Genomic DNA, 22577 nt, shown 5'->3' with positions numbered 1-22577 from the left:
TTCCACACAAGCGCGGGTGTAATTCAGTGGTAGAATGTTACCTTCCCAAGGTAAACGTCGTGGGTTCGAGTCCCATCACCCGCTTTGTCTGTAGCTACACTTGAAGACGTTGTTGTAGGTGGTGGATAAAGACATTGATTGACTAACTCGCATAAAGTATCTGGCTTATAAGGTTTGGTAACATAAGCTGTTGCTCCTGCTAGTCTGCATTTAACTTTGTCAATAAACTTATGTTTTGCGGTTAGCATGATGATTGGCAAGCTACGAAACTGCGACATACCGCGTACTGTACGACATAACTCAATACCATCAATCTGCGGCATAGCAATATCTAGTAACAGCAAAGAGATTTTTTCATAGTAAATTAGATTCAATGCATCTTTGGCGTTACTTGACACCAAAACGCGGCAATAGTCAGATAGTATGTGTTTGATTTGTTCTTGCATGATGTGGCTGTCATCAACAGCCAAGATTGTAGGTATTTGGGTATTTAATGTCAGATTCTGCATGACTACTCATCCTGCTACTGATGCAGACCAAAATACTCAGCGGCTGAGTCAATAAAGATATAGTAATTGTGGTTAGCGCGCTATTATTGCCTATGTCTAGCTAAAACTGTGTCCAATTCATCAGAATCAGTTTAACTACACCTAGATTAACGTGGATTTTTTTGAAAAAATTACTTGAATGACTGTCTATTTCAATGTGATTTGATGACCTAACATCACCAAAAAAAGTTTTTCTTTTAAAGTGAGGCTATGAAGCTGATGGCAGCTAATATACTCCTATTGCAATACTAAAGATAAAATTTTATAACTGCCTTTATACTGAAGATTTAAAGCAGATGCCCTCCGTAAGATTACGGATATTGGCATAAATTATTTAAGTTTATCAATGATAGATGTCTGAGGAACACCGTAATTCTTCGGGAATTGTTAAATTAATATTATTTTTTCCAGTTCTGTCTCAAGCTAATGTATGTGAAGTGTATGAAGATTATCGACTATGAAAACTTTGCCAAGCCTGTGAAAATACGTAGAGTGAAAGTAGTCCTAGCATCAAACGAAACAGAATGCTAATGGTAGTATCGGGTAATTTGGGGAGAATACGAGTACTCATTTGAGCACCTACAAGACCACCAATTCCTAAGAGAATACCTTCAGTAAACAAGACATTATGACTAAGAGTATGTCCTATACAAGCCGCAAGGGCTGTAAGAATAATCACACCTAAACTTGTTTGAATTGCGGTCTTTATTGTTTCTCCTAATAAGAGAATTTGCATTGGCACCATAATCACGCCACCACCTACGCCGAATAAACCTGCTAAAATTCCAGCAGCCCCGCCAGTAAACAAGCGAGCGATCGCAGGATTGATGCGTTGAAGTTTACCTTGATTTATTGTTGTGAGACGCTTCTTTAAATCTACGAGATAAATATTAATTAGGAGTAATAAACCAAAGGTAATCAAGAGTAAATACGAAACAAATTTACTCGCTAAATATACTCCAATTTGGGCGGTGAACAGCGCCGGAAGTCCGAGAGAAATAACGCGCTGGGTATCAAAGTACCCCATCCGCCAGTTTTGGATACTGCCAGAAATTGATGTAATAACAATTGCTAAGCTACTCGTGGCAACACCCTGTAGAGGGGTATATCCTAAGCCCACCATGAGTGGAACTAGAATCGTACCACCACCAATTCCTAAAAATCCCGCAAGGATACCAGCAATTAACCCTCCAAGCGATAAACTAAGCAAATTTGGTGAAGTTGGCATAAAAGTTGTTTTACTGATATTTCATAACTCTGCGTAGTAGTAAACAATTTAGAGTTGCTATATTAGCAATTGTTAACATGAAAAATTGTTCGCATAGAACTCATTTCTACTCAAGGCGTATTTAACAACTTCTTGAGCAATTTCTGGATGAAAGTATTTGGTAACAAATTTCAGTCCTGCTTTTTCCATAACCCGAATTGAGGCTATATGATTGGCTAAGGCCATTGAGACAACTTGTTGGGTATCTTCGTTGGCAAATCCTTGACGTATTAATGCTAAAGAACCTTCTGTAGCATAACCTTGGTGCCATTTATATTTTTTTAGGCGATAACCAAGTTCAATTTCTGAAGCATTATAAAATCCTAAGTTGAAATAAAATAAGTTGTCTGGCGCTGGTCGAAAGTGAAACCAGCCAATAAACTCATCGCTTGTTTTTTCGATGGCTGCCCAAATTCCATAATTTTCGTATTCTTCGTAGTAACGAAGCCATTTAGGTAAGGTTTTATTTTTAATAGTTTCATAATCAATATCTATTGCTATTCCTCCTTTGATAACGCCTAGGTTGACAAAGCGGATAACTTCAGGATCGCTGTCAAGTTCATACAAATTGTCTGCATCTTCTTCAGTAAAGTTTCGTAAAAGTAGGCGTGGTGTTTCGAGAAAAACTTTCATAAGTTGAATTTTGGAGTTTCTCCTAGGAATATAGCTTGATCGAACAAAGGGGAAGGGATAGTTGCAAGTCCCTAAATTTATTTAGGAAAAACAAACGAGATTTTTTAAGGTGTTATAACTATGTTGTAGATTTGGAGGATATCTGCGTGACAACTTCTCAGTTTAAGCGTGTTACTCAAGATTTGTTAGATGATATTGCCCAAAAAGCTCGTAGTAGTCCGAGATTACGGCAAAATTATAACTTTCACGAGTTGGGTGAAAAAGTCCAACGATTTATCAATGTTTTGCAACCTGGTACGTATGTTCGTCCACATCGCCATCGTAGGGATGCGGGCGTAAATGGCTTTGAATTTTTCCTGGTACTGCAAGGAGAACTAGGAATGATTATTATGGACGAAAATGGCGAGATTCTTAATCAAGAACGCGTTGGTGCGAGTAGCGGTACGCGTGGTGTAGAACTGGCCGAAGGAACGTATCATACGCTTGTGGCTTTGACTCCAGATACGATAGTTTTGGAACTCAAAGAAGGACCTTATGACCCCAGCACAGATAAAGAATTTTTAGAAAGCTTTCCGGCTGAAGGGACTGTAGCTGCTAGGCAATTAGTCACGACTTGGCAAAGTTACTTTACAGATTTGATCGCTGACGGCGATCGCAGCAGGGTTTGAACTTCATTTGCCATAATTTCTAGGCGTTGCGGGATGTGATGATAGCGCCATGAACACAAAGATTAAAATCAAAGTTAATCCACCATCTACTTTAAAAGAAAGAAATACCACGTCATCTTTACCGGTACTACAGACGTATGAACTCAAAAAAGTTTATCGTACTGGCTTTTGGTTAAATCAAAAAGTAGAGTCGCTCAAAGGCTGTTCTCTAAGTGTATATCAAGGAGAAACTTTTGGTTTACTCGGACCAAATGGCGCAGGGAAAACAACATTGTTGAAGCTTTTGCTTGGCATTATTCGCCCTTCGGGAGGGCGTGGTGTGCTATTAGGACAACCGTTGGGCGATCGCACGTGTAAGCAAAAAATCGGCTATTTACCAGAAAACGCTTATTACTACGACTATTTAACAGGTTGGGAATTTCTCGAAATGGCTGCGGGGCTATTTCAGCTTCCTACTGCGGTGCAACGTCAGCGAATTCCTGAATTATTAGATTTAGTTGGTTTAGCGCAGTCTGTTGCTAAGAAAAAACAATTGCGTCAGTACTCGAAGGGAATGTTACAGCGTATTGGTTTAGCGCAAGCCCTGATTAATGACCCTGAAGTTATCTTTTTAGATGAACCAATGTCAGGACTTGACCCTATAGGGCGCTACCAGATGCGCAAGATTATTTTATTGCTCAAAGACTTAGGCAAGACTATTTTCTTTAATAGTCACATTTTATCGGAGGTCGAACAAATTTGCGATCGCATCGCGATTTTGGCACAAGGCGAGTTAATTTGTACAGGTTCGCTAGACGAGCTTTTAGGTCAACCAAATACGTATAGCATTAAAGGACGAGGTGGCGATCAAAATATGCTGCACCAATGGCTGCATCATCTTGTTGTTGAACCTGATAGCTCTTGGCACGGGCAATTACAAGGTGAATTAGATAAGTTCCTTACCAGTCTTTGGCAAACCGATGCTCAACTTGTAGCCATAAACCTGTCGCGTCTTTCTTTAGAAGAATTTTTCTTACAACAGTTACGGCAAAAAGGTTTAACAGGTGGTATTGATGCTGCTTCGGCAATGATGCCGTGAAGCACAATATAAGGGATGTGCAACTTCTTTAGTACGACAGTATGACATCCCTTAAATAGCGTTAGAATCCGATAAAGCGGAGGATATTGATGACACTGCCCAATGGTCCTAGTGCAGTTCCAAGAGCATCGCCCACCCGAGCTATACCAGAGCGGTTGACGACGACAATGTCGTTAGCACGCAACCGAGGATTTGTTTGCTCGTTGATACCTTGTTCAAAGTCTGTTTCGATGTTTCGTCGTGTTACAGTTCCGTCAGGATTCAGGCGAACTAACTCGACAGTTCTTCTTCTAGCGCGAGCATTATTAAATCCTCCCGCGCTGAGAATTGCCTGATTCATTGGAGTATTGGGGGGCAATTGCAGCACTCCAGGGGTTTTGACTTCTCCGACTACACTGACTGGAATTGTCGCTGGTGAAAAATTAGCGTCGGCTAATTCTGTCGATTCAGCGGGGTTAATATCTGTTGCGGTGGCAACAACAATCGTATCTCCTTCTTGTACGAGGGTGTCTTGGTTGACATCACCCGTCTTCAACAAGTCCCAAAGATTTACATTAATTCTATGTTCTGTACCTGATTTAGTAGGACGGCGAATGATGACGCTGCGGACATCAGCGTCGGATGTAATGCCACCTGCCAGTTGAATCGCGCGGGTGACTGTGGGCAGTCCATTATTATTAGCGCCACCTTGATTGCCACCTTGATCGGTAGCTGCTGCGGTACTCACGCCGCCGCCGACGACAACGTAAGAACCAGGGCGGTTGACTTCACCAACGACTGTGACAGTACGGGGACGATTTGCGGGAACGGCAAAACTTGCGGAAGCAAATTGACGTAATTCGGCTAAGTTGACGCTTGTTGCGGTGGGGATAAATATAGTGTCACCGTCGCGTAATGTTAGGTCATTATTTACAGTTCCGCTGCGAACGAGTTGGGTAAGATCGACGTTGTAAACTTGGACGGGTAAACTACCACCTTGCGGACGGCGCAGTTGTACCTGACGTAAATCTGCTGCAAGAGTTACTCCTTCAGCAAGATTCAACGCGCTAATAATTGTGGGATATTGAACACCAGGATTATCACCTGCACCGCCTTGTAAGCCTACAGTGTAGGAACCAGGACGATTGACTTCGCCGGAAACAACGACGTTGATTGGGCGGGGAGCGATTAAACTAACGGTAACAATGGGACGTCTCAGAAAGCGAGCATAGCGTGTTGTAATTAACTCTGCTGCTTGATTTTGAGTTAATCCGCGAATGACAACGCGACCAATCAAGGGAAGATAGAGGTCGCCACCAGGAGGAATTTGATAGTCACCGCTGTACTCAGGAACTTCAAATACGTTGATGCGGATGCGATCGCCACCATCTAATGTGTATTCAACGTTTTCTTGTACGGCTGCTGTTGGGGCTTGGACTTGCGCCCAACTCGGGGAGGGAAAGGTAGTTGCGACCATAGCTAAAAGAGCTAAACCGGCAACTGGTTGGGTTAAGACTCTAGAGACTTTGATATTCATGTTCCAGTTGTAGATAATTCTCCGAGAATTTTATTTCTCACTATTTTATGTGGTGTTTTGAACTAATGGAGAAAGTTAGCGGTAGTGTAAACACATATTTTAAATAAACATTACTTAAGTGATTTCCACATTTAAAATAAAGAAATAGTCCGTTAAATTCAGGTTTATTATGCATAACACATTGTTTAACATAAACATGATAAAAACCTGCAATTGTAATAAGTTTGGCACATCGAATTAGTACCTGGAATAGCATCAATTGCAGGTTAGGCGTATGCACTTATGGTTCGAGGGACGAACCGAAAATCAAGTTTGTTCCAACAAAGTATATCGGTAGTTGCAGCAATCAGGGAATATGAAGTTTGAAGGGCGTTCGTTGGGAATCCGTACTTGGCAGTTGACAGTTCAAGGGTTGGTTTGTGGCATAACGCTTGCTTGGGGCTGGGGAGGAATGACATCAGCTGCCCTGGCGGCAGAGCGTATTACGCTACGCTTGGGACCATTTGAGCAACAAGTTGCGGTTTCAGATTTAGAGCAATTTGCCAAAACGGGAGAAGTCCCGCGCAGTTTACGTTTTTATGCACCTATATTAAATTCACAAGTTCGTGAATTTCTCAATCGGCAGCTTCAGGTAGACCCCAACGTTGCGGATAAAGTTGTCGCGCAGGTATTGCGATCGCCTACGGGTAAGACGGTGATTGATTCTGTCAGTGCCGCGCTACCGAATACAACAGTTGATCAACTTCAGGCAACGGTATCCCTCGCAGCACGCCAGTTTAATGGACTGAGCGCGATTAACTTACTGCGGGCGTATCCTGAGGATAATATTACCGTTGATGCGAGCGCGGTTGTCAGTTTGGCATTGCAATTTAATCCGACTTATTGGCAAAGTCAAGCGATCGGTCCATTGCTAGAGCGCGAATTAGCTCCAGTGCCAAGTTCTATCGCATCGCTACCCAAGTTCGATCCGGCAAGGCGCGGGGTGCAAGGCGTGCAGCAAAAAACGCTGTTTTTGACGGATTATCAGCGTTTTCGCACAATTCCAGTTGATTTGTACACAAGCACAAATCCGCAAGGACCATTAGTCGTCATCTCGCATGGCTTTGGCTCAGATCGCAAATTTTTTGCCTCGACAGCAGAACACATAGCCTCATATGGTTTCACGGTTGCAGCGCTTGAACATCCAGGAAGTAGTATCAAACGTTTAGGAAGTGTCGCCGCAGCTAACGATCCAAACGAAATTATTCCAGCGCAAGAGTTTATCAACCGCCCGCAGGATATTACTTTTGTCTTAAATCGATTGACGAGATACAACCAACAACCTGGGACGTTACAAGGTAAGTTAAATACGCAACAAGTGACAGTTATTGGTCACTCGTTGGGTGGTTACACGGCTTTAGCATTGGCTGGCGGTGAGGTCGATTTGGATGCAGTGCGGCAGTCGTGTCGCGGGATATCGGCACTAGGACAAGCGCCCGCCGATTGGTTGCAATGCGCTGCGGCGGATCTGCCAGAAAGACGATTAAATTTACGCGATCGCCGCGTGGCGCAAGTTGTTGCCTTGAATCCGCTGGTGGGGAATTTGTTTGGTAAAACAGGTTTAATGCAAGTGACAACGCCTGTCTTGATGCTGGCGGGTACGGAAGATGCGGTGACTCCCGTCTTGAATCATCAACTACGTCCGTTTAATCAGTTGCAAAGTCAAAAATATCTAATTACGGCGATTGGCGGAACGCATTTAAGTATTGGCGATCTCGGTAATTTAGGGCGCGCAGCCAGTGTCCGTACACTCGTCAAAGAACGTTGGGGTGACGAAACACTACCTTTACGGCGACTTGCATCGGGGGCAATGGTTGCTTTTATTAAGCAATTAACTCCTGAAGCACAAGTTTATGCACCGTTTCTCACTCCAGCTTATGCGCTATCGCTTTCAACAGCACAACTTCCTTTACGGTTGAATACCGAACTACCATCAACTCTCGATCCTTGGGTGGGGGCGAAAAAAAACCGTTTGTTAATGGCAGTGCGACGAGTTCTGAGGGGTGAAAATATTGTGGCTACTGGGTGGTGGCTTTTGGCGAGGAGTTAATTGGCTATTCGCGTTCTAAAGCTTGGTGAATGAATTCGCTGCTAGCTTAATAAAGTCCACCTGCGTGGACTACGCTGATTTCAGTCAGAGTGTGTTTATACTACAAAGACCCGATAGTAACTGTACGGCGGATTTCGTCTGATTTAAAGCCTAACGCCATTGGCTGGCGCACTCCAGGAATAACAGCAACGTCGTACAGTTCTTCTACCATGCCTTCGATGCGTAACCAATGGACAATATCGCCACTACGTAAATCGATAATTTGTAAGCCGCAGCGCGGTTCGACATCTTTGGCGGCGAGATTTTCATCTAACGCCAGCCCTGAAAAAGTTTTGTTACCCCGCATTTTGGATAAGCCCACAACGGCGTAATCTCCCCACAAGGCGAGTCCGCGTAAGTAACCAGGACAAAATGCGATCGGATTAAATTTACCAGCACTGATATCAACATTACCAAAATAGCCAGTGCCAGAATTGAGTACCCAGAGTTGATCGCGATAGACTCTGGGAGAATGAGGCATTGACAGCCCAGACACGACAATTTCATTGCTAGGAACATCAATCACACAGCCGCCATTACGACGGCGATCGCGCCAACCGTCGCTCACATCACTTTGACTGACTGCGGTAACATAGCGGGGTTGCCCGTTTTCCATCGCTAAACCATTGAGATGACAGCGATCTTCAGCAGCTAGTCGCGAAATAAAGGATGGTTGCCATAAGGGAATGAAACTGTAGCGATCGCTAATTGTCGCTAAGCAGCTAAACAGCGTGTTGACAAAGACCACGCGACCTTGGCTATCAACATTAATATCATGAATATCAATATCACCCGTTGTGTATCCGACTTGCGGAACGTAAAGGCGATCGTAACCACCATTGTGGAGTTGACCTGATTCTAGGGCATTTTCAAAGCGCCAGACTTGATACAACGAACTTGTATACAGGCAATCGGGACTTGCCCACAATCCCATACAGCGTTCAAACGTGCGTTCAAAGACGGATAAACGGCGATCGCTAGCAATACCAATCAGAAATAATTTCCCTGTTTGATACGTTGTAAAAGCAAGGCTAACCTGTTGTTCGGATAACCAAGAGATAAATTGCCGTGATGTACTAATTTCTAGTGCAGGTAGAGACGGTTGGGCAGTATCAGGATGCATAGTCGGAATCGTTAGTAATTGCAATGAAACAAAGGTGGGTATTCCCCACCTGATAATTGGTGTTAGTTGAGATTCTGCATAATATCAGTATCTACTAATAAGATTGCGGCTCCACTTGTGTAGCGATCGTACAGCAGATCCGGAGTTTTACCACTAAATAGCCATCCCTGATTGACAGACGTAACTGAATCACCGACGTTACCATTGACAATTAATTGATTATTTGTTGATAAATCTAATAAATCCAAACGCGTCAACTTTAAACTATTATTTCCAGTTCCTGTAAGGTCGATAATTTCAACGTCAGTGATGCGGTTATTAGGAAGAGTTGTTAAATCAATTGTAATGCCACTCGTATCAACTGCCAGCGTATCTGTACCACCTCCGCCATCAATCCGGCGATCGATGACCCCAAAGCTGAGAACGTCATTTCCCGCACCACCGTAGAGAACATCACGCCCTAAGCCACCACGTAGCGTATCGCTACCTCTTCCACCAATTAAAATGTCATCTCCATTTGTGCCAATGAGTAAATCATTGTTTGACGTACCTAAGCGGTTGACTTTGTTTGTAAAGTCACGCCCGAAGATGACATAACTGTCACTAAACGCAGTTCTAACAACCAAGTCGTCAAAACCATCGCCGTTGATGTCGCTGGCAATATTAACTGCATGACCTGATTGATCGCTAGCATTAATACCGTTGATTTGAAAACCGTTGCTACCGTTAATTGCTGAGGAAAGATCAAGGCTACTGCCAAATTTCTCCTTGCCAAAGACGAGATAACTGACTCCGGCATATTTTTGACCATTAGCTGTATTGCTTTCTGCTCCAATCAAAATATCGTTTAAGCCATCACCATTCACATCTCCTGCAACACTCACCCTGCCAATGCTTTCAGAACTTGTTGCAGAATGAATAACAAAGCCATTGCTACCGTTGATGTCGGCAAGGTTGAACGTGGAGTTAAATCCAGTTTTACCAAAGATGACATACTTTTTAGTTGAATTATCAACCACAATGTCATCAATACCGTCGTTATTAATGTCTCCAACAGTATCTATCGAAGTAAAAAAGGTATTGAGACTAGTTGCTTTAATTGTAAAGCCGTTGTTTCCATTGAGTTGCGCAAGGTTGAAATTTTTACTCCAGGCTTCTGCTTTCCCAAATACGACATAACTTTCACCCGCTTTACCCACAGCATTTGGAGCAGTAATAAAGATATCGTTAAAGCCGTCACCATTAACATCGCCTTTAACTGTAGCCACAAGCGAGTAGTCACGGGAATTAATACCGTTGATGATAAAACCATTACTACCATTAAGCTGAGCCAAATTCAGGTTAGGAGAAAAGCCTTTAGCTTTACCGAACACTACATAGTTGGCACCAGCATTAGTTTTACCATTTGGATCGCTGTAGCCATCGCCGACAATGATGTCATCAAAGCCATCACCATTAATATCACCAGCGATAGTAACGTTGTCAAATCCATAACCAGACTGACTGCCTTTAAGTATTAACCCGTTGTTGCCATTGAGTTTAGCGAGATCTATGCTAGAGGCAAAGCCTCCAGCCTTGCCAAATACCACATATCCTTTAGTGTTAGAACCAGGATTAGAGGTGCTAATGAGCAGATCATCATAGCGATCGCCATTGATATCGCCTACATCAACGATAAATGATTCTTTTTCAGCATTCATCAAGTTGAGCGCAAAGCCATTGCTACCATTAAGCTCAGAAAGGTCAAGATTATGAGTGAATCCAGCTTTACCAAACACCACGTATTCTTTGGAATTGGGTGCAAAAGCAGATTCCCTGAAGATTAAGTCATCAAAGCCATCTTTATTGATATCAAATGCGCCGCGATTAGCGTTGATACCATTAACAGCGAAACCGTTTCTGCCGTTGAGACTAAAAAGATTTAATTGTGCAGAGTTAAATTGGAAGTACTTGCCATTAAGATTTAGCGTAGACGTACCTTGAATGATGGCAACTAGTTCTCTTGGTTCACCTTGAGGTTTAAGTTTGTAAATAGCTGTACCCGATGGTAAGCCAGTAGGAGAAGCGCCAAGCACATAATCACTTTTTGCTTCAGAAAGTTGAATAATGTCTTCATTAGGCTTGAAATCAGTGATTAAGGCGTAATCTCCAAATCCTGAGGTTTTATGATTAAGGTCATCGTAGAAGTCTTGCGAGAAATCTCCCAATATAAAGGTATCGATTCCTGCACTACCTGTCAGGATATCTTTGTCACCTGGTAGTCCGAAACTTCCTACTAAATAGTCATTACCTTCTTCACCTTTTAAGGTATCGTTACCTGCAAGCCCGATGAGAAGATTGTTTGCCCTATTGCCAGCGATCGCGTTATTCAGGCTATTGCCAGTTCCATTTAAGTCTTTTAGCCCTAGGTAATAATCTTCACTTAAAATCAGGTTTTCTTGATGTTTCCCTAATGTATAGTTTTCGTCAATAGACACTATGGTATCTATACCTGCATTTGCTGCCTCAATAACGGTATTGTTACGGTAAAGATAATAAGTATCGTTACCCTTACCGCCTGTGAGGACATCATCCCAACCATAGAAAATATCGTTACCAGCGCCACCGTATAAAGTATCGTACCCCGCAGAGTCAACCTCAGGGACTCTAGCACCTACACCGATGTTAATACCCGATAGCGTGTCGTTGCCATTACCACCATAAAGAACATCATTGCCAAAAAAGTACTCAAAAGCAAATTGATATTCGTCACTGTCACCTGTAAGGAAATCATCTCCATCGTTGCCGTACAACGTGTCACTATCTTCTCTCCCGTTGAGATAGTTGTCAGCAGCGTTGCCCATAATAAGATTTTTTTTGTAGTTGCCATAACCTCCCTGCGCCTTTGTTCCTATCAGAGTGAGGTTTTCGACATTGTCGGGTAGATCGTAGTAGCCTTCTGCTGAGAATTGAACAGTATCTATACCTTCATTGCTTGCCTCGCTAATCGTATCGTTGATGCTGTCTATAAGATAGGTATCGTTTCCTGCACCACCGACTAAAGTATCAATCCCTGTACCGCCGTCTAGGGTATCATTACCGCCCAAGCCGAGTAAGCTGTCGTTCCCAGCATATCCAAAGATTGCATCTGCAAACTGAGTACCTGTAAGGGTGTCGTTACCGGAAGTTCCTTGAATCGTTGCCATAGGATCAGTTAACAATAGTAAAGTTTTGTATCATCTGGAAAAAATACAAGACTACAAAATTTCACAGTGCAATAGTCTTGTTTGTTTAGTAAAAAGCAGAGAAACTTAATTCAACTTTCATCATCAAGCGTAGTTTTAAAAAGAACTGATGAAGATAAATCTTTAGTAAAAATAAATACTCTTTTTTGAGGCTATTTAAAGATTGAGTAAAGCTGAGTAAGTAAAGTAGTTATAAGTCATTTTAAAGAAATATTAATAAATGTAATATTATTTCTGATAATGACGGAATTTTGCCAAAAACTTACTTGTAGAGGACGGTAAATATTTGTTATGTTCGATTGCCAAGTCGCTAAGATTGGGCATTCAGGGCGATCGCACTTCCTAAAGAAAGAAGCTATCACTTAGCTTTGAACTTTTTCTAAAAACACCAAATAAATATTCATTTAAACAATTCATCTATTTTTATCAATTCAAGTTAGAAGCTATTTATTTTAATATTCATTGCATTTTCTTGCTGTATCATAATACCTTTACTTGAAAATAAAAATATCAGTTATTGCTTATTCAAAGCTGACGAGTATATTGTTAAAACTCAGAAAAACTTTTAAAGACATTCATAAAAAGCTTTTCTTGTATGAATGAGTCAAATGTCATGCCTTTCAAAATGAAATTTTACTACAGAGGTAACGCCGAATAAATAATGTAAAAGCCTACAGATAGGGATGGGGATCGCTATACGAGCTAAGAGATACAGAATGATTCCTAGGATAGATGGGAAGAATCCCGAATCAGCTTTATTGTGGGAGCATACCATAAAGATAGTTTACTAAACCTGTTACTAGTTGACTCTGAATTTATAATAAAAGAGGAGAGATTATAGCAGACTAGTTGCTGACTTCTGGTAGATTTTCAATTCCAATTAATAAAACCGTTTGCTCTGCTATTTTGGCAGACGAGAGGTATGAAAAAACAAGCAATACCATTAATAGTTTTATCCCTACACTTAGAAGAAAGTTATTTTTCGATGCGTCTCCTGATTGGGGATTGGAGAAGTATGTAGCATAAAGTATTTGCAAGGGTGAATCGCTAACTATCAAAACGTCAATTTCGGCTAAATCAAATTTTAAATCAACAGCTTTGAAGAAGGAATCGATGGTGCTATGAATAGGAGTAATAATAATTGTCCTTGTTGCGGTAATCCGCTACTACGCCACGCACGCCAAGGCGGAATGTACTGGTTTTGCACCTCTTGTTGGCAAGAAGTCCCAATCCTGGCGGTGAGTAAGTTGCCTGTATCAGAAGCTGTAGCACAGCGATCGCAGCCCAAGCAAGTGGTTAACGCTAATTAGGTGTCTGTGTAGGTAGTCTCTACCTGGTAAAATGAGGTGGAGCTACATCACATCAATAGTTAATGCTTGCAGCTTTGCTCTATGGGCAAGAAGATTTACGTCTAGAACAAGTTGCTGAACCGACGCCAGCAGCAGGCGAAGTTGTCATTCAGGTAGCAGTCGCAACAACCTGCGGTACTGATTTAAAAGTTTGGCGTCGCGGAAATCATGCTAAAATGCTGCAACTGCCAACCTTGTTTGGGCATGAAGCATCTGGGCGGATTGTGGCGGTGGGGGAAGGTATTAAAGAATGGCGAGTGGGCGATCGCGTTGTAGCGAATAATTCGGCTCCTTGCATGAAATGCTTTTTTTGTCAACGTCAAGAATACTCGCTTTGCCCGCATTTAACGTGGAACAACGGAACGTTTGCGGAGTATCTGAAAATTCCAGCACTAATTGTGCAGCACAATATGTTGCATATTCCTAACGAATTGCCGTACGAATTAGCGGCGATGACTGAACCGCTAGCCTGCGTGTTGCATGGTATATCTCGCTCTAACGTTCAGCAAGGTGATAACATTGTAGTTCTGGGTGATGGTGCGATTGGCTTAATGTTTGTCGCGGTGTTAGCCCAGCAAGGATGTCGCGTTTTATTGTTTGGCGGAAATTCACAGCGGTTAGAAATTGGGCAAAAGTTGGGTACAGCCAAGACTTTTAATTACAAAGAAGTTCGAGATACGCCCTCAGTTGTGAAAGAATACACCGCTGGCTGGGGTGCAGATGTGGTGATTGAAGCAACAGGAGGCCCCAAGGTGTGGGAAAGTGCGATCGCGTGTGCGCGCCCTGGTGGAACTGTAAATTTGTTTGGTGGTTGTCCGAGAGATACGACAATTACAGTTAATACTGAACAGCTACATTACAGCGAACTGACACTGAAAGGTGTGTTTCACAATACTCCGAAGTACGTTCGTGCTGCTTTGGCATTGCTAGCAAGTCGAGTCATTCCATTTGAGTTACTGATTAGCGAACAACGCCCCTTGTTGGATCTAGAGCAAGTTTTTCAGGCTATGAAAGCGCGTCAGGTGATTAAAGTTGCGATTGCGCCATCGTAGTTTATAAAGAAGCATTGGCATCAACAGGCTGGTCGAGATGCTGATAAGGAGAGTATTTAACTAACTTAATATTCCAAGGACCTTTGATATGATAGGTGATACCACGCCATTCAACACGCTGCATGAAAATGGCTGCTAGTATTGCGGTAGCATAAACCAACTCAGTTAAAGGAATACCGATGACGATGCGCGCGATCGCGCGCATCGAAAACGGTGCAATTATCTCACCACGCGCTTGAACGACTTGACGTACGTCTCGTTCTAAAATTCCTATCAATAAAACAAGCACCAGCGTGTAAATCGTCAATCCGCCGCCTAGCCAAGCAGCCAAATGCCATTGGTTTGTGAATAGCGCCGCGCAAAATAAAATTGCAGTAAAAGCAGGAGTTAAAGTTGTTACAAGACTGTAACCTACGATCGCCCGCCAAGCTGGATGATACAGTCGAGAACAAAGTAACTGACGTTTTACCCAACGATAAAAGCTAGGTAAGTCGCACTCTTCTGGATTTACCATAATCAACGCAGGAAGAAACTGAACGCGCATCCCTGTTTCTTGCAAAACTTGACGCAGCATTGTATCTTCACACAACGCATTCTTCCACTTTTCGAGTAACTGTGTTTGTGCAAAAAGTTCAGTTTTCAAGGCTAAAGTTCCACCCCAGGGAATGCGGTAGAAATACATTTGGGTAACAGCGGCTACATTCCATAGATACCGACAAACTGTACCCCAACGCCCCATAGGTACATACCAGCGGTTTCCGGTGACAACTCCAACACGACGATTTGCAAGAGGGCTAACTAATTGACGCAACCAATCAGGGTGGGGAAGTGTATCTGCATCGACTAAAGCGATTACTTCATATTTATCTTTGAGTTCTAAAACAGCTTGCACTAAAGCACTGCACTTGAGGCTACAAGTTTCGCGCACAGTTTGCAATAAACTGACTTGAATATTTGGGGCTGGTTGCTGCTGGAGTGTTTCGTTAATAATGTCCCAAGCTGGATCTACTTGACTATCAATGACAGCTTTGATGTCATAGTCAGGGTAGTTTTGTTGTAAGAGCGATCGCAAGCAGTTTGATAGAGATGGATCAGCACCACGCAAACATAAAATGACTGCTACTTTGGGTAATTGGTTATCTGGAACTGGTTTAGGGCTTGGCGATCGCAGCGATGACTTCATCGCCACTGTAAAAAAGATTTGAATAGCCACCAAAATTACAAAAATCAGGATTACGATCAAGACCAAAACATTCATGTGTCTACCTCAAACTTTTTGTCATTTAATACATTGTTATTGCCAAATTCCTACAATTTAGCTTTCTGGCTTTGAATTTGCGGTACTTTATAATTCCATGTGTGAATTGCAAATCCCCAATGAAATAGCACTTTTGCTATAGTTTCTCTATCTAGCCTATATTCATTCTTTTTATAGTTTTTTTGCAGGTCAATAAAAGACTGAAAATAAGTTTTAGCTGAATTAAATCCAGGCAAGCTTAATTTATTATAAATTTGTTCTATTTCTTGAAGCGGATTGTTTTCTAAATTCTCAAATTTAACCTCAACAAAATTGTTTTGGGGAATTAAATTCTTTTCGACAAAAAACTTATGCATAACCTGTTGATAGAGATTCAAAGATTTCTCTTCTACTTCAGCATCTTCAATTTTTTGAAATCCGAATAGTTGTGTAGAAGCTTTGTATTCTTTCAACCTAGAGTTGTACACGATAAAAGGATTTCTATATATATGAATAAATTTAGCGTTAGGAAACATTTCTAACAAAACTTTGATTCGGGCTGTGTTTGGCGGATTTTTTAAAACTAGACGCTTACCCTGCATTGAAAAAGTTGCTTTTTTTAAAACTTTTATATATACCCGTTGCCATTCTTCTTTATCTTTAAATTCATCTTCAAATAAAACATACTTTTTGAAGTAAGATTCAATATGTTTTGGAAAAACAAAAGCTCCGTGATATAAACTACAACAAGATATATTTCCGATAGCAAATTCTTCTTCTGCTGGATAGTCAAGGGAAAATTTGACATTATCCATTTTCCTTTTTTCAGGGACAACTTTTTTAAGTAGTTGTGGAAAGTACTTAGAAATGAACGGAATGAGTGTTTGATTACCTGTAATAAAGAAATCAGGTGCAAAAGCTTGAAATGATGATACATATCCTAACTTCGGATCTTGGCTCATCAAATAATGAAGATATGTTGTCCCGCTCCGCCAATGCCCTAAGATAAATATTGGTGGCTCTTTAATTTCTTGTTGGTCTATTTTTGACTGAAATTTAAAATTTTCCCAAAGCTTGATTGGAATTGTCAAAAAACTTAGCCACAATACCCGCAGCACCTTAAGCAGGTGTTTTTTATCAGCACCATGACGAAAAAGTAACTTAACTAAAACAGTAAATGAGCCAAATCCATACATGATTATTTTGCTACATTTCAACAGAGCTTAAATAAAATCGCAGATTATAAATTCATCAACCTGAAATAGTAACGTTGTGAGGCTTTTTATAGAATTTTAAACTGCCGTATTCTAACTTAACGATGCGATCGGCAATACCAAAATATTGGTCATCATGACTAATGACTATTACAGTTTTACCTTTCTTTTTAAGTTCTGGTAAAAGTTGAGTGTAAAAAATTTTCTTAAATAAGGGATCTTGATCGGAAGCCCACTCATCGAAGACATAAAAAGGACGATCTTCTAAGTAAGCAGTGAGTAAAGCAAGGCGCTTGCGTTGTCCTTGTGAGAGTGCTGTGGTAGAAAGAATACCATCTTCGATGTGAACTTTATGGTCTAGTTGCAGTTGCACAAGATAGTTATGTGTTTGGGTGTTGATGTGAAGATTTTCAATACCAAGAAAGCGCTCAAATAGATAAAAGTCAGAAAATATTGCTGAAAACTGCTGGCGGTAATCCTCGCGATCGCTAATTCGTTTGTCATCTAAATAAATCTCACCTGTATCAGGAGGATAAAGCCCTGTAATCAGCTTGATGAGAGTCGATTTACCACTACCATTACCACCGATGATAAATAGTAGTTCTCCGGCATAAATTTTGAGGTCAATTGGACCTAAAATAAAATGAGTGTCTTCGCGTTCTTGATAGTATGTGTGCGTGACACCTACCAGTTTAAGACATTCCCAAGCAGGCAGTTGCGTTAAGGTATTTGCACACTCAGGATAGTAAGATGTTAACGACAATCCCAAAGACTCGATCTTTTGCAATGCTACTGTTGCTTTACTCAAGGGCAATAGCATACTCATGATGTACTCTAAAGGTGTCATCAAGTAGATAATTGTCAGTGCATAGCCAATAACAACTACAGTGTTTAAGCTTGTTAGCGTTGGTAAGACAAATAAGATAAGACCAATTGCAAGGAAAAACAGAATCTGTCCCCAACTCGCAGCAGCTGCAAAAATGCTCATACCGAGAACGTTGTAGTGTCGATGCGATCGCGCGGTCGTATAAAGCGCTTCGCTAAAAAATGCTTGTCGTCGTTGTTGATGCAGTTTGAGTTCTTTAGTTCCTTCAGTAATCGCACGAAAATGATCGTACAACCGATCTTCTTGTTCGCGGGCTAACTTGAGAAAACTGCGAGATTTAACAATTGGTAGTTGATAAGTGCAGATTCCCAAAAACATAAAGCAAGCAGCGATTAGAAATACAGACCAAGATAGCCAGCACAAATACACCAAACAACCAATTACGATCGCAAAGTTAATGCAGAAGAAGGGAATAACAAACGCAGTATTCGAGATAGCTTGAATATCTTCGGTGAGAACAGCTAAAAGACGCGGCGCGCCAATATTTTCGAGTTGACTTAAGGGAGAAGCGAGGATACGGCGACTCATCCGCATCCGCAAATCAAGGATCGCAGTTTGAGAAAGTCGAATCAACAGAACTTGAGAAGTTAAATTTGTTGCAAGTCGTAGTAGACACAACGCTGCAAATGTCCAAACTATTGCAGTTGATGTACTATTCTGCGTTAAGGTAGTGTTAATTAAAGCAATCAAACCAGCCGCACTAGCCCCACTCAAAATTCCTGCCATCACAGCTACAGCAAGGTGAATGACAGAAGTTTGCAGAAGTAGGCGGATGAGGTTCATTGATCAAATACCGACATAGTGACTAGAAGTAATTGCAGGGCGATCGCTGCGTTTAGTTTAATAGTGTCACTTTCATTTTTCTTGCAGTGAAGCAAAATTTTTTCCTCCTAGTTCAATTTGTTTTTTGCTACATCCTGCTTGTAACCTTGCTACTAAATAGTCTAGATCAGCAGCAATTATATTTGTTCCGTGATCCGGTTCTATCAAGCTAATCAAAGCTATATCTTTCCGTTGTGCTAAGCTTGATATTCCTAAGAAATTAAACACTCCTGATTCGTAAGTACCGCAAGGTACCGAAGGGTTATTCACTCCGACACAATACTCATTTGGAAGTAGCCAAGCTTGTGCTGGATAACCATGAAAATGAACGATTGGAGCACCTAATTTAATTAATTGTGGTACATATAAAGCTGCTGCTAAAGCAATAGCAAGCATGACATAAATATCATATGAAGGTTTAATGTCAGTCTCTGGAGTAATACCTTGAGGTAACTGTAGGTACAACTTCTCTTTCAAACCCACTCGAATCACATCAGTTTCTAGATTCAAGTTAGTTTTGTTTGCACCAGATCGCGAACTGACAAGCCATATATCTGGGATTTGCTTATATAAATACTCATCTGCTACTTTGATGCGAATATATCTTCTTCCTATCTCATTTTGTCGAACTTCATCGTTGTTAAATCCTTCAACAGGATATAGCTTTATCCATTGATTCGCACTAATTTCTCTAGCACCCATATAATAAGGAGCTTCTACATAGGCAACAAATCCATAAGAAACTCCTGTTCTGCCATTAACAATAACATTAACAATATCACGATGAGATTTTCTTTTAAGAATTTGACTGAGTTGAGCACCAGGGGGAAATAATTCAGTCGATGCTAATTTATTACCAAGCTTCACTAAATGGGCAGCGTAAATAGATGATTTGGGAGCATATTCTCCTATTTCAAATTTACTTAATGGTAAAGGGAATATTGGAACAAAAATTTTAGGAATTAAGGATTTTAATACAAAGCTATCAATGTCTTTTCTTGAGTGTATAGAGTCTGAAAGATTCATGTTTAAAATAGAAATGTTTTGCTCAGAAACTCCTAAAACTATTTCACTAAAGGTGCGTACTAATGTGCTTAAGCCTACTTTAATTTTTCTAGTATAAGGTAAGTCAGGATTTGTCAGTTCTTCATCCAGTTTTGTGAGTACAATAACCTGAGTATTAGTGGGATCTTCTATATATTTAGCCGCGTGTTCTTCTGCCCAACTACTAAGTTTAGCAATTCTAGAAACAGACAACCTGGTTACAAAGTGAGAATAGATTTCATATCCTTTCTCTGCTACCCAAATACCAAATTTTCTCAGATAAGAGTAATGTCTTTCTACATCAATAACAGCATCAACACCCATTTTGACAACTTTACTACTAAAAGATTTTTGCCAACCTAGTATAGGTACAGTGATTTTGTAGCGAAGTACTTTTGTTGCTTGTTGCCAAGGTAAAACTTTAACTCCATACTCTATTAGCTTACTTTCTAACTCCTCTCTGAATTGAATAACTTGCAGATTGTTATATCCTTTTGGTAATGGTTTAAATGTCACTGTTAGCTTTGTTGCCATAAACTTGGGGTTGATAATTGGTGGTTTAAAATCTGTTGCAGCTTGAAAATAACCACTAATTAAACGTCCAATAGTTGGCAAACTTAATTCATGTTCTAAACCACAAACAGTGGCAACTTCTTGTTGACGAAGTAATGCTATAATTTCTGCTTTATGTTTAACCAAGGCTGCGCGAATTTCGGATGATAATACCCCTTTACTAGAACGAATACTAAGTTTATCGTTGTTAACCTGGAGTTGAACACCTTGTTGACTAAGATTGTGCAGAAGCTCAGTGACTTTCATGATAAGAAAACCCTAATAGTTTACTGAGGAAATACTAAATCTCAAAAAATTCTGAGTCTTCTGATTCTTCGGCTAAGCGTTGAGATAGCCCTTCAATGGTTGGATAATGCCATATCAAAACAGGCGAGATTTGACATCCTAACAGTTTTTCTGCTTTTCCAGCTATGAGCATGGCTTGTGCAGAATCTAAGCCGTAGCTGTCTAAAGGTTCTCGAATATTTATTTCATCAGATTCAATTGCCAATTGCTCTGAAATTTGGACAATTAACCAATTCTGAATTTCTGCTGCGGTATATGTATTTTTGATTGAATTTGGTTGCGATTGGTTCATTTAAGTATCCCTGCAAGCAAAAATAAATTCTATTAACTGATAGAAAGTTGTCAAGGATAGATTTAGAGCAATCTTGCACCCTAATGCAGCAGATGCTGATATGAATGATTAACTAAGCAACTTGTAGAAAGCCATTATCGATTAAGTTGGATAAATACTTACCGAATAGCTGTGCATCAATTGAAGGACAAGAAATATCAGAATGAGCAAGTGCTTCTACAGTTTGTTCACAACTTATTTGTGGTCTTCTTGCTTGCATATACAATTCTGGAATAGTTAGCTGCTCATCAGACCATTTTTCTAGCAAGAAAGGTCGTAATGTGTATAAAGGATTGTCTACAGAGCATACGCTATTCAATACTTCGGCTTGCCATTGTTCGTAGGGCATAGGTTGAATAGAATGATTTAAAGATTTAACCCATTCAAAAAACTCACGAATGTGAATTGGTTGCGGATGCTGTAGATGAAAAGCTTTCCCAATAGATTCTTTTTGCTGCGATAAGTAAACAATTGCTTGACTTACATAGTCTACAGGCGACATATCCAACATATAATCAATATCAGGAAAACTGCCTAATTGTATGCAGCCTTTCAGCATCAAACAGATAAAGTCATCAACGTTGGAGACACCTGTTTTGCTGTGTCCAGCAATGAGTGGCGGTCGATAAATTGTCACAGGAAGTCCGCGATCGCGTGCGATTTTAACTAGCTTTTCTGCAACCCATTTGGTTTGCGAGTAACCAAGGTAAATTCCCGCCCAATGATCAAACTCGTCTTGTTCTTTGACAACTTTACCTGCATAATTGGCTGACTCAAAAATTGCAACACTAGAAACATAATGAACGGGCTTGACTTTAAATTGACACGCCAATCGTAAAATTTCTTGTGTTCCTAAAACGTTTGCGGCTTTGAGTGCAGAATAGGGGTAAACGTAATTGAGCAACGCTGCGCTATGATAGATAGCATCAATATTTCCAGCCAGCATTTGAAATTGGGCAGAAGACAATCCTAGTAATGGTTGCGATAAATCGCCTAAAACTGGAATGATGCGATCGCTTAATTCATCTTGCCACAAATTGTATCTTTCTAAATTCTGTTGAAGTCTTTTTTTGCCTTCTTCTGGATGAGCAGCACGAACTAAACAGTACACATCTGCTGCGGTTTTTTGCAATAATTCTTGAATTAAAAAAGCGCCTAAAAATCCAGTCCCGCCTGTTAAAAAAACGCTCTCAGGTTCATCGACTGCATCTAAAAAAGCATCCTCAGGAGAAATAGTTGCATCTAAAACGGCTTCCGCACTTAAATCTAACTTAGGTATCGTATCAACCGCGAATGATTCTTGCTTTGCTTGACTTTCTAGCGTAAATTCTTCGGCTAAGCGTTGTGATAAGGTTGCAATTGTTGGATAATGCCATAGCCAAACGGGGGATAACGAAAAGCCTAAAAAGTGTTCAGCTTTGCTGACGATTGTCATTGCTTGGGCTGAATCCAATCCATAGCTTTCTAATGATTCTTGAATATCAATTTCTTCAGGTTCAATTCCTACTTGTTCGCAAACTTGAGCAATTAACCAAGTTTGAATATCTGTTGCTGTATATGTTTTTTGTAGAGTATGAGAATCGGATAATACCATAACGA

The 22577-nt window shown here is 40.8% G+C and carries 16 protein-coding genes, 1 tRNA gene and 1 pseudogene; 6 read left to right on the top strand and 12 right to left on the bottom strand.

The features are described from left to right. The first annotated feature begins 12 nt into the window (after nucleotides 1-12). A tRNA-Gly gene (locus GLO7428_RS07470) sits at nucleotides 13-84 on the top strand. 68 nt (nucleotides 85-152) lie between these two features. On the opposite strand, the pseudogene GLO7428_RS29680 reads toward GLO7428_RS07470, so the two are convergent. The 3 genes and pseudogenes from GLO7428_RS29680 to GLO7428_RS07460 all read right to left on the bottom strand — a co-directional run. Beyond that, nucleotides 153-509, bottom strand: a pseudogene (locus GLO7428_RS29680) (response regulator); the annotation flags it as partial. Nucleotides 510-996: 487 nt separating this feature from the next. Then, nucleotides 997-1776, bottom strand: coding sequence for a sulfite exporter TauE/SafE family protein (locus GLO7428_RS07465; protein ID WP_015187958.1), 780 nt, complete (start codon nucleotides 1774-1776; stop codon nucleotides 997-999). A 72-nt stretch (nucleotides 1777-1848) separates the two neighbouring features. Continuing rightward, on the bottom strand, nucleotides 1849-2448 hold the full coding sequence (locus GLO7428_RS07460; RefSeq protein ID WP_015187957.1) for a GNAT family N-acetyltransferase: 600 nt from the start codon (nucleotides 2446-2448) through the stop codon (nucleotides 1849-1851). A 146-nt stretch (nucleotides 2449-2594) separates the two neighbouring features. On the opposite strand from GLO7428_RS07460, the gene GLO7428_RS07455 reads away from it, so the two are divergent. Beyond that, entirely contained in the window at nucleotides 2595-3116 is a 522-nt protein-coding gene (locus tag GLO7428_RS07455; protein WP_015187956.1) for a WbuC family cupin fold metalloprotein, read from the top strand. Between the two features lie 49 nt (nucleotides 3117-3165). Next, complete coding sequence (locus GLO7428_RS07450; RefSeq protein WP_015187955.1) at nucleotides 3166-4194, top strand: ABC transporter ATP-binding protein; 1029 nt, start codon at nucleotides 3166-3168, stop codon at nucleotides 4192-4194. A gap of 61 nt (nucleotides 4195-4255) precedes the next feature. Here the strand turns inward: GLO7428_RS07450 and GLO7428_RS07445 are convergent, their stop codons facing one another. Next, on the bottom strand, nucleotides 4256-5710 hold the full coding sequence (locus GLO7428_RS07445) for an SLBB domain-containing protein (RefSeq protein WP_015187954.1): 1455 nt from the start codon (nucleotides 5708-5710) through the stop codon (nucleotides 4256-4258). Between the two features lie 355 nt (nucleotides 5711-6065). Between GLO7428_RS07445 and GLO7428_RS07440 the strand changes: the two genes are divergently transcribed. Then, nucleotides 6066-7799 (top strand): alpha/beta hydrolase, encoded by a 1734-nt coding sequence (locus GLO7428_RS07440; RefSeq protein WP_015187953.1) that lies wholly within the window; start codon nucleotides 6066-6068, stop codon nucleotides 7797-7799. A 100-nt stretch (nucleotides 7800-7899) separates the two neighbouring features. On the opposite strand, the gene GLO7428_RS07435 is transcribed toward GLO7428_RS07440, so the two are convergent. Both GLO7428_RS07435 and GLO7428_RS25945 read right to left on the bottom strand, forming a co-directional pair. After that, nucleotides 7900-8985 carry a TIGR03032 family protein gene (locus GLO7428_RS07435; protein WP_231295562.1) on the bottom strand — a complete coding sequence of 362 codons (1086 nt, stop codon included), beginning with the start codon at nucleotides 8983-8985 and terminating at the stop codon, nucleotides 7900-7902. Nucleotides 8986-9023: 38 nt separating this feature from the next. Continuing rightward, a complete protein-coding gene (locus GLO7428_RS25945) occupies nucleotides 9024-12146 on the bottom strand; it encodes an FG-GAP repeat protein (RefSeq protein WP_015187951.1) in 3123 nt (1040 codons plus the stop codon). A 1160-nt stretch (nucleotides 12147-13306) separates the two neighbouring features. Between GLO7428_RS25945 and GLO7428_RS26545 the strand changes: the two genes are divergently transcribed. Both GLO7428_RS26545 and GLO7428_RS07420 read left to right on the top strand, forming a co-directional pair. Continuing rightward, nucleotides 13307-13495 (top strand): hypothetical protein, encoded by a 189-nt coding sequence (locus tag GLO7428_RS26545; RefSeq protein ID WP_071882347.1) that lies wholly within the window; start codon nucleotides 13307-13309, stop codon nucleotides 13493-13495. A 62-nt stretch (nucleotides 13496-13557) separates the two neighbouring features. After that, nucleotides 13558-14586 (top strand): zinc-binding dehydrogenase, encoded by a 1029-nt coding sequence (locus GLO7428_RS07420; RefSeq protein ID WP_015187949.1) that lies wholly within the window; start codon nucleotides 13558-13560, stop codon nucleotides 14584-14586. Between the two features lies 1 nt (nucleotide 14587). Here GLO7428_RS07420 and GLO7428_RS07415 read toward each other — a convergent pair whose 3' ends face one another. The 6 genes from GLO7428_RS07415 to GLO7428_RS07390 form a co-directional block, all read right to left on the bottom strand. Beyond that, complete coding sequence (locus GLO7428_RS07415) at nucleotides 14588-15799, bottom strand: glycosyltransferase family 2 protein (RefSeq protein WP_196797474.1); 1212 nt, start codon at nucleotides 15797-15799, stop codon at nucleotides 14588-14590. 95 nt (nucleotides 15800-15894) lie between these two features. Further along, entirely contained in the window at nucleotides 15895-17019 is a 1125-nt protein-coding gene (locus GLO7428_RS07410; RefSeq protein WP_015187947.1) for a sulfotransferase, read from the bottom strand. Nucleotides 17020-17074: 55 nt separating this feature from the next. Further along, on the bottom strand, nucleotides 17075-18706 hold the full coding sequence (locus tag GLO7428_RS07405) for a cyclic peptide export ABC transporter (protein ID WP_015187946.1): 1632 nt from the start codon (nucleotides 18704-18706) through the stop codon (nucleotides 17075-17077). 72 nt (nucleotides 18707-18778) lie between these two features. Then, on the bottom strand, nucleotides 18779-20608 hold the full coding sequence (locus tag GLO7428_RS07400; protein WP_015187945.1) for a hypothetical protein: 1830 nt from the start codon (nucleotides 20606-20608) through the stop codon (nucleotides 18779-18781). Nucleotides 20609-20642: 34 nt separating this feature from the next. Continuing rightward, on the bottom strand, nucleotides 20643-20939 hold the full coding sequence (locus GLO7428_RS07395) for an acyl carrier protein (protein ID WP_015187944.1): 297 nt from the start codon (nucleotides 20937-20939) through the stop codon (nucleotides 20643-20645). A gap of 112 nt (nucleotides 20940-21051) precedes the next feature. Beyond that, on the bottom strand, nucleotides 21052-22572 hold the full coding sequence (locus tag GLO7428_RS07390; RefSeq protein WP_015187943.1) for a thioester reductase domain-containing protein: 1521 nt from the start codon (nucleotides 22570-22572) through the stop codon (nucleotides 21052-21054). Between the last annotated feature and the right edge of the window lie 5 nt (nucleotides 22573-22577).

This window comes from Gloeocapsa sp. PCC 7428, from assembly GCF_000317555.1.
GTDB lineage: Bacteria > Cyanobacteriota > Cyanobacteriia > Cyanobacteriales > Chroococcidiopsidaceae > Chroogloeocystis.
The sequence above is the reverse complement of the archived record's forward strand: the minus strand, read 5'-3'. Positions and strand labels throughout refer to the sequence as shown.

Excerpts from the sequence above, each read along its gene's own strand:
- GLO7428_RS07465 (WP_015187958.1), bottom strand. The coding sequence starts at position 1,776 with ATGCCAACTTCACCAAATTTGCTTAGTTTATCGCTTGGAGGGTTAATT.
- GLO7428_RS07460 (WP_015187957.1), bottom strand. The coding sequence starts at position 2,448 with ATGAAAGTTTTTCTCGAAACACCACGCCTACTTTTACGAAACTTTACT.
- GLO7428_RS07450 (WP_015187955.1), top strand. The coding sequence starts at position 3,166 with ATGAACACAAAGATTAAAATCAAAGTTAATCCACCATCTACTTTAAAA.
- GLO7428_RS07445 (WP_015187954.1), bottom strand. The coding sequence starts at position 5,710 with ATGAATATCAAAGTCTCTAGAGTCTTAACCCAACCAGTTGCCGGTTTA.
- GLO7428_RS07440 (WP_015187953.1), top strand. The coding sequence starts at position 6,066 with ATGAAGTTTGAAGGGCGTTCGTTGGGAATCCGTACTTGGCAGTTGACA.
- GLO7428_RS25945 (WP_015187951.1), bottom strand. The coding sequence starts at position 12,146 with ATGGCAACGATTCAAGGAACTTCCGGTAACGACACCCTTACAGGTACT.
- GLO7428_RS26545 (WP_071882347.1), top strand. The coding sequence starts at position 13,307 with ATGAATAGGAGTAATAATAATTGTCCTTGTTGCGGTAATCCGCTACTA.
- GLO7428_RS07420 (WP_015187949.1), top strand. The coding sequence starts at position 13,558 with ATGCTTGCAGCTTTGCTCTATGGGCAAGAAGATTTACGTCTAGAACAA.
- GLO7428_RS07410 (WP_015187947.1), bottom strand. The coding sequence starts at position 17,019 with ATGTATGGATTTGGCTCATTTACTGTTTTAGTTAAGTTACTTTTTCGT.
- GLO7428_RS07405 (WP_015187946.1), bottom strand. The coding sequence starts at position 18,706 with ATGAACCTCATCCGCCTACTTCTGCAAACTTCTGTCATTCACCTTGCT.
- GLO7428_RS07400 (WP_015187945.1), bottom strand. The coding sequence starts at position 20,608 with ATGAAAGTCACTGAGCTTCTGCACAATCTTAGTCAACAAGGTGTTCAA.
- GLO7428_RS07395 (WP_015187944.1), bottom strand. The coding sequence starts at position 20,939 with ATGAACCAATCGCAACCAAATTCAATCAAAAATACATATACCGCAGCA.
- GLO7428_RS07390 (WP_015187943.1), bottom strand. The coding sequence starts at position 22,572 with ATGGTATTATCCGATTCTCATACTCTACAAAAAACATATACAGCAACA.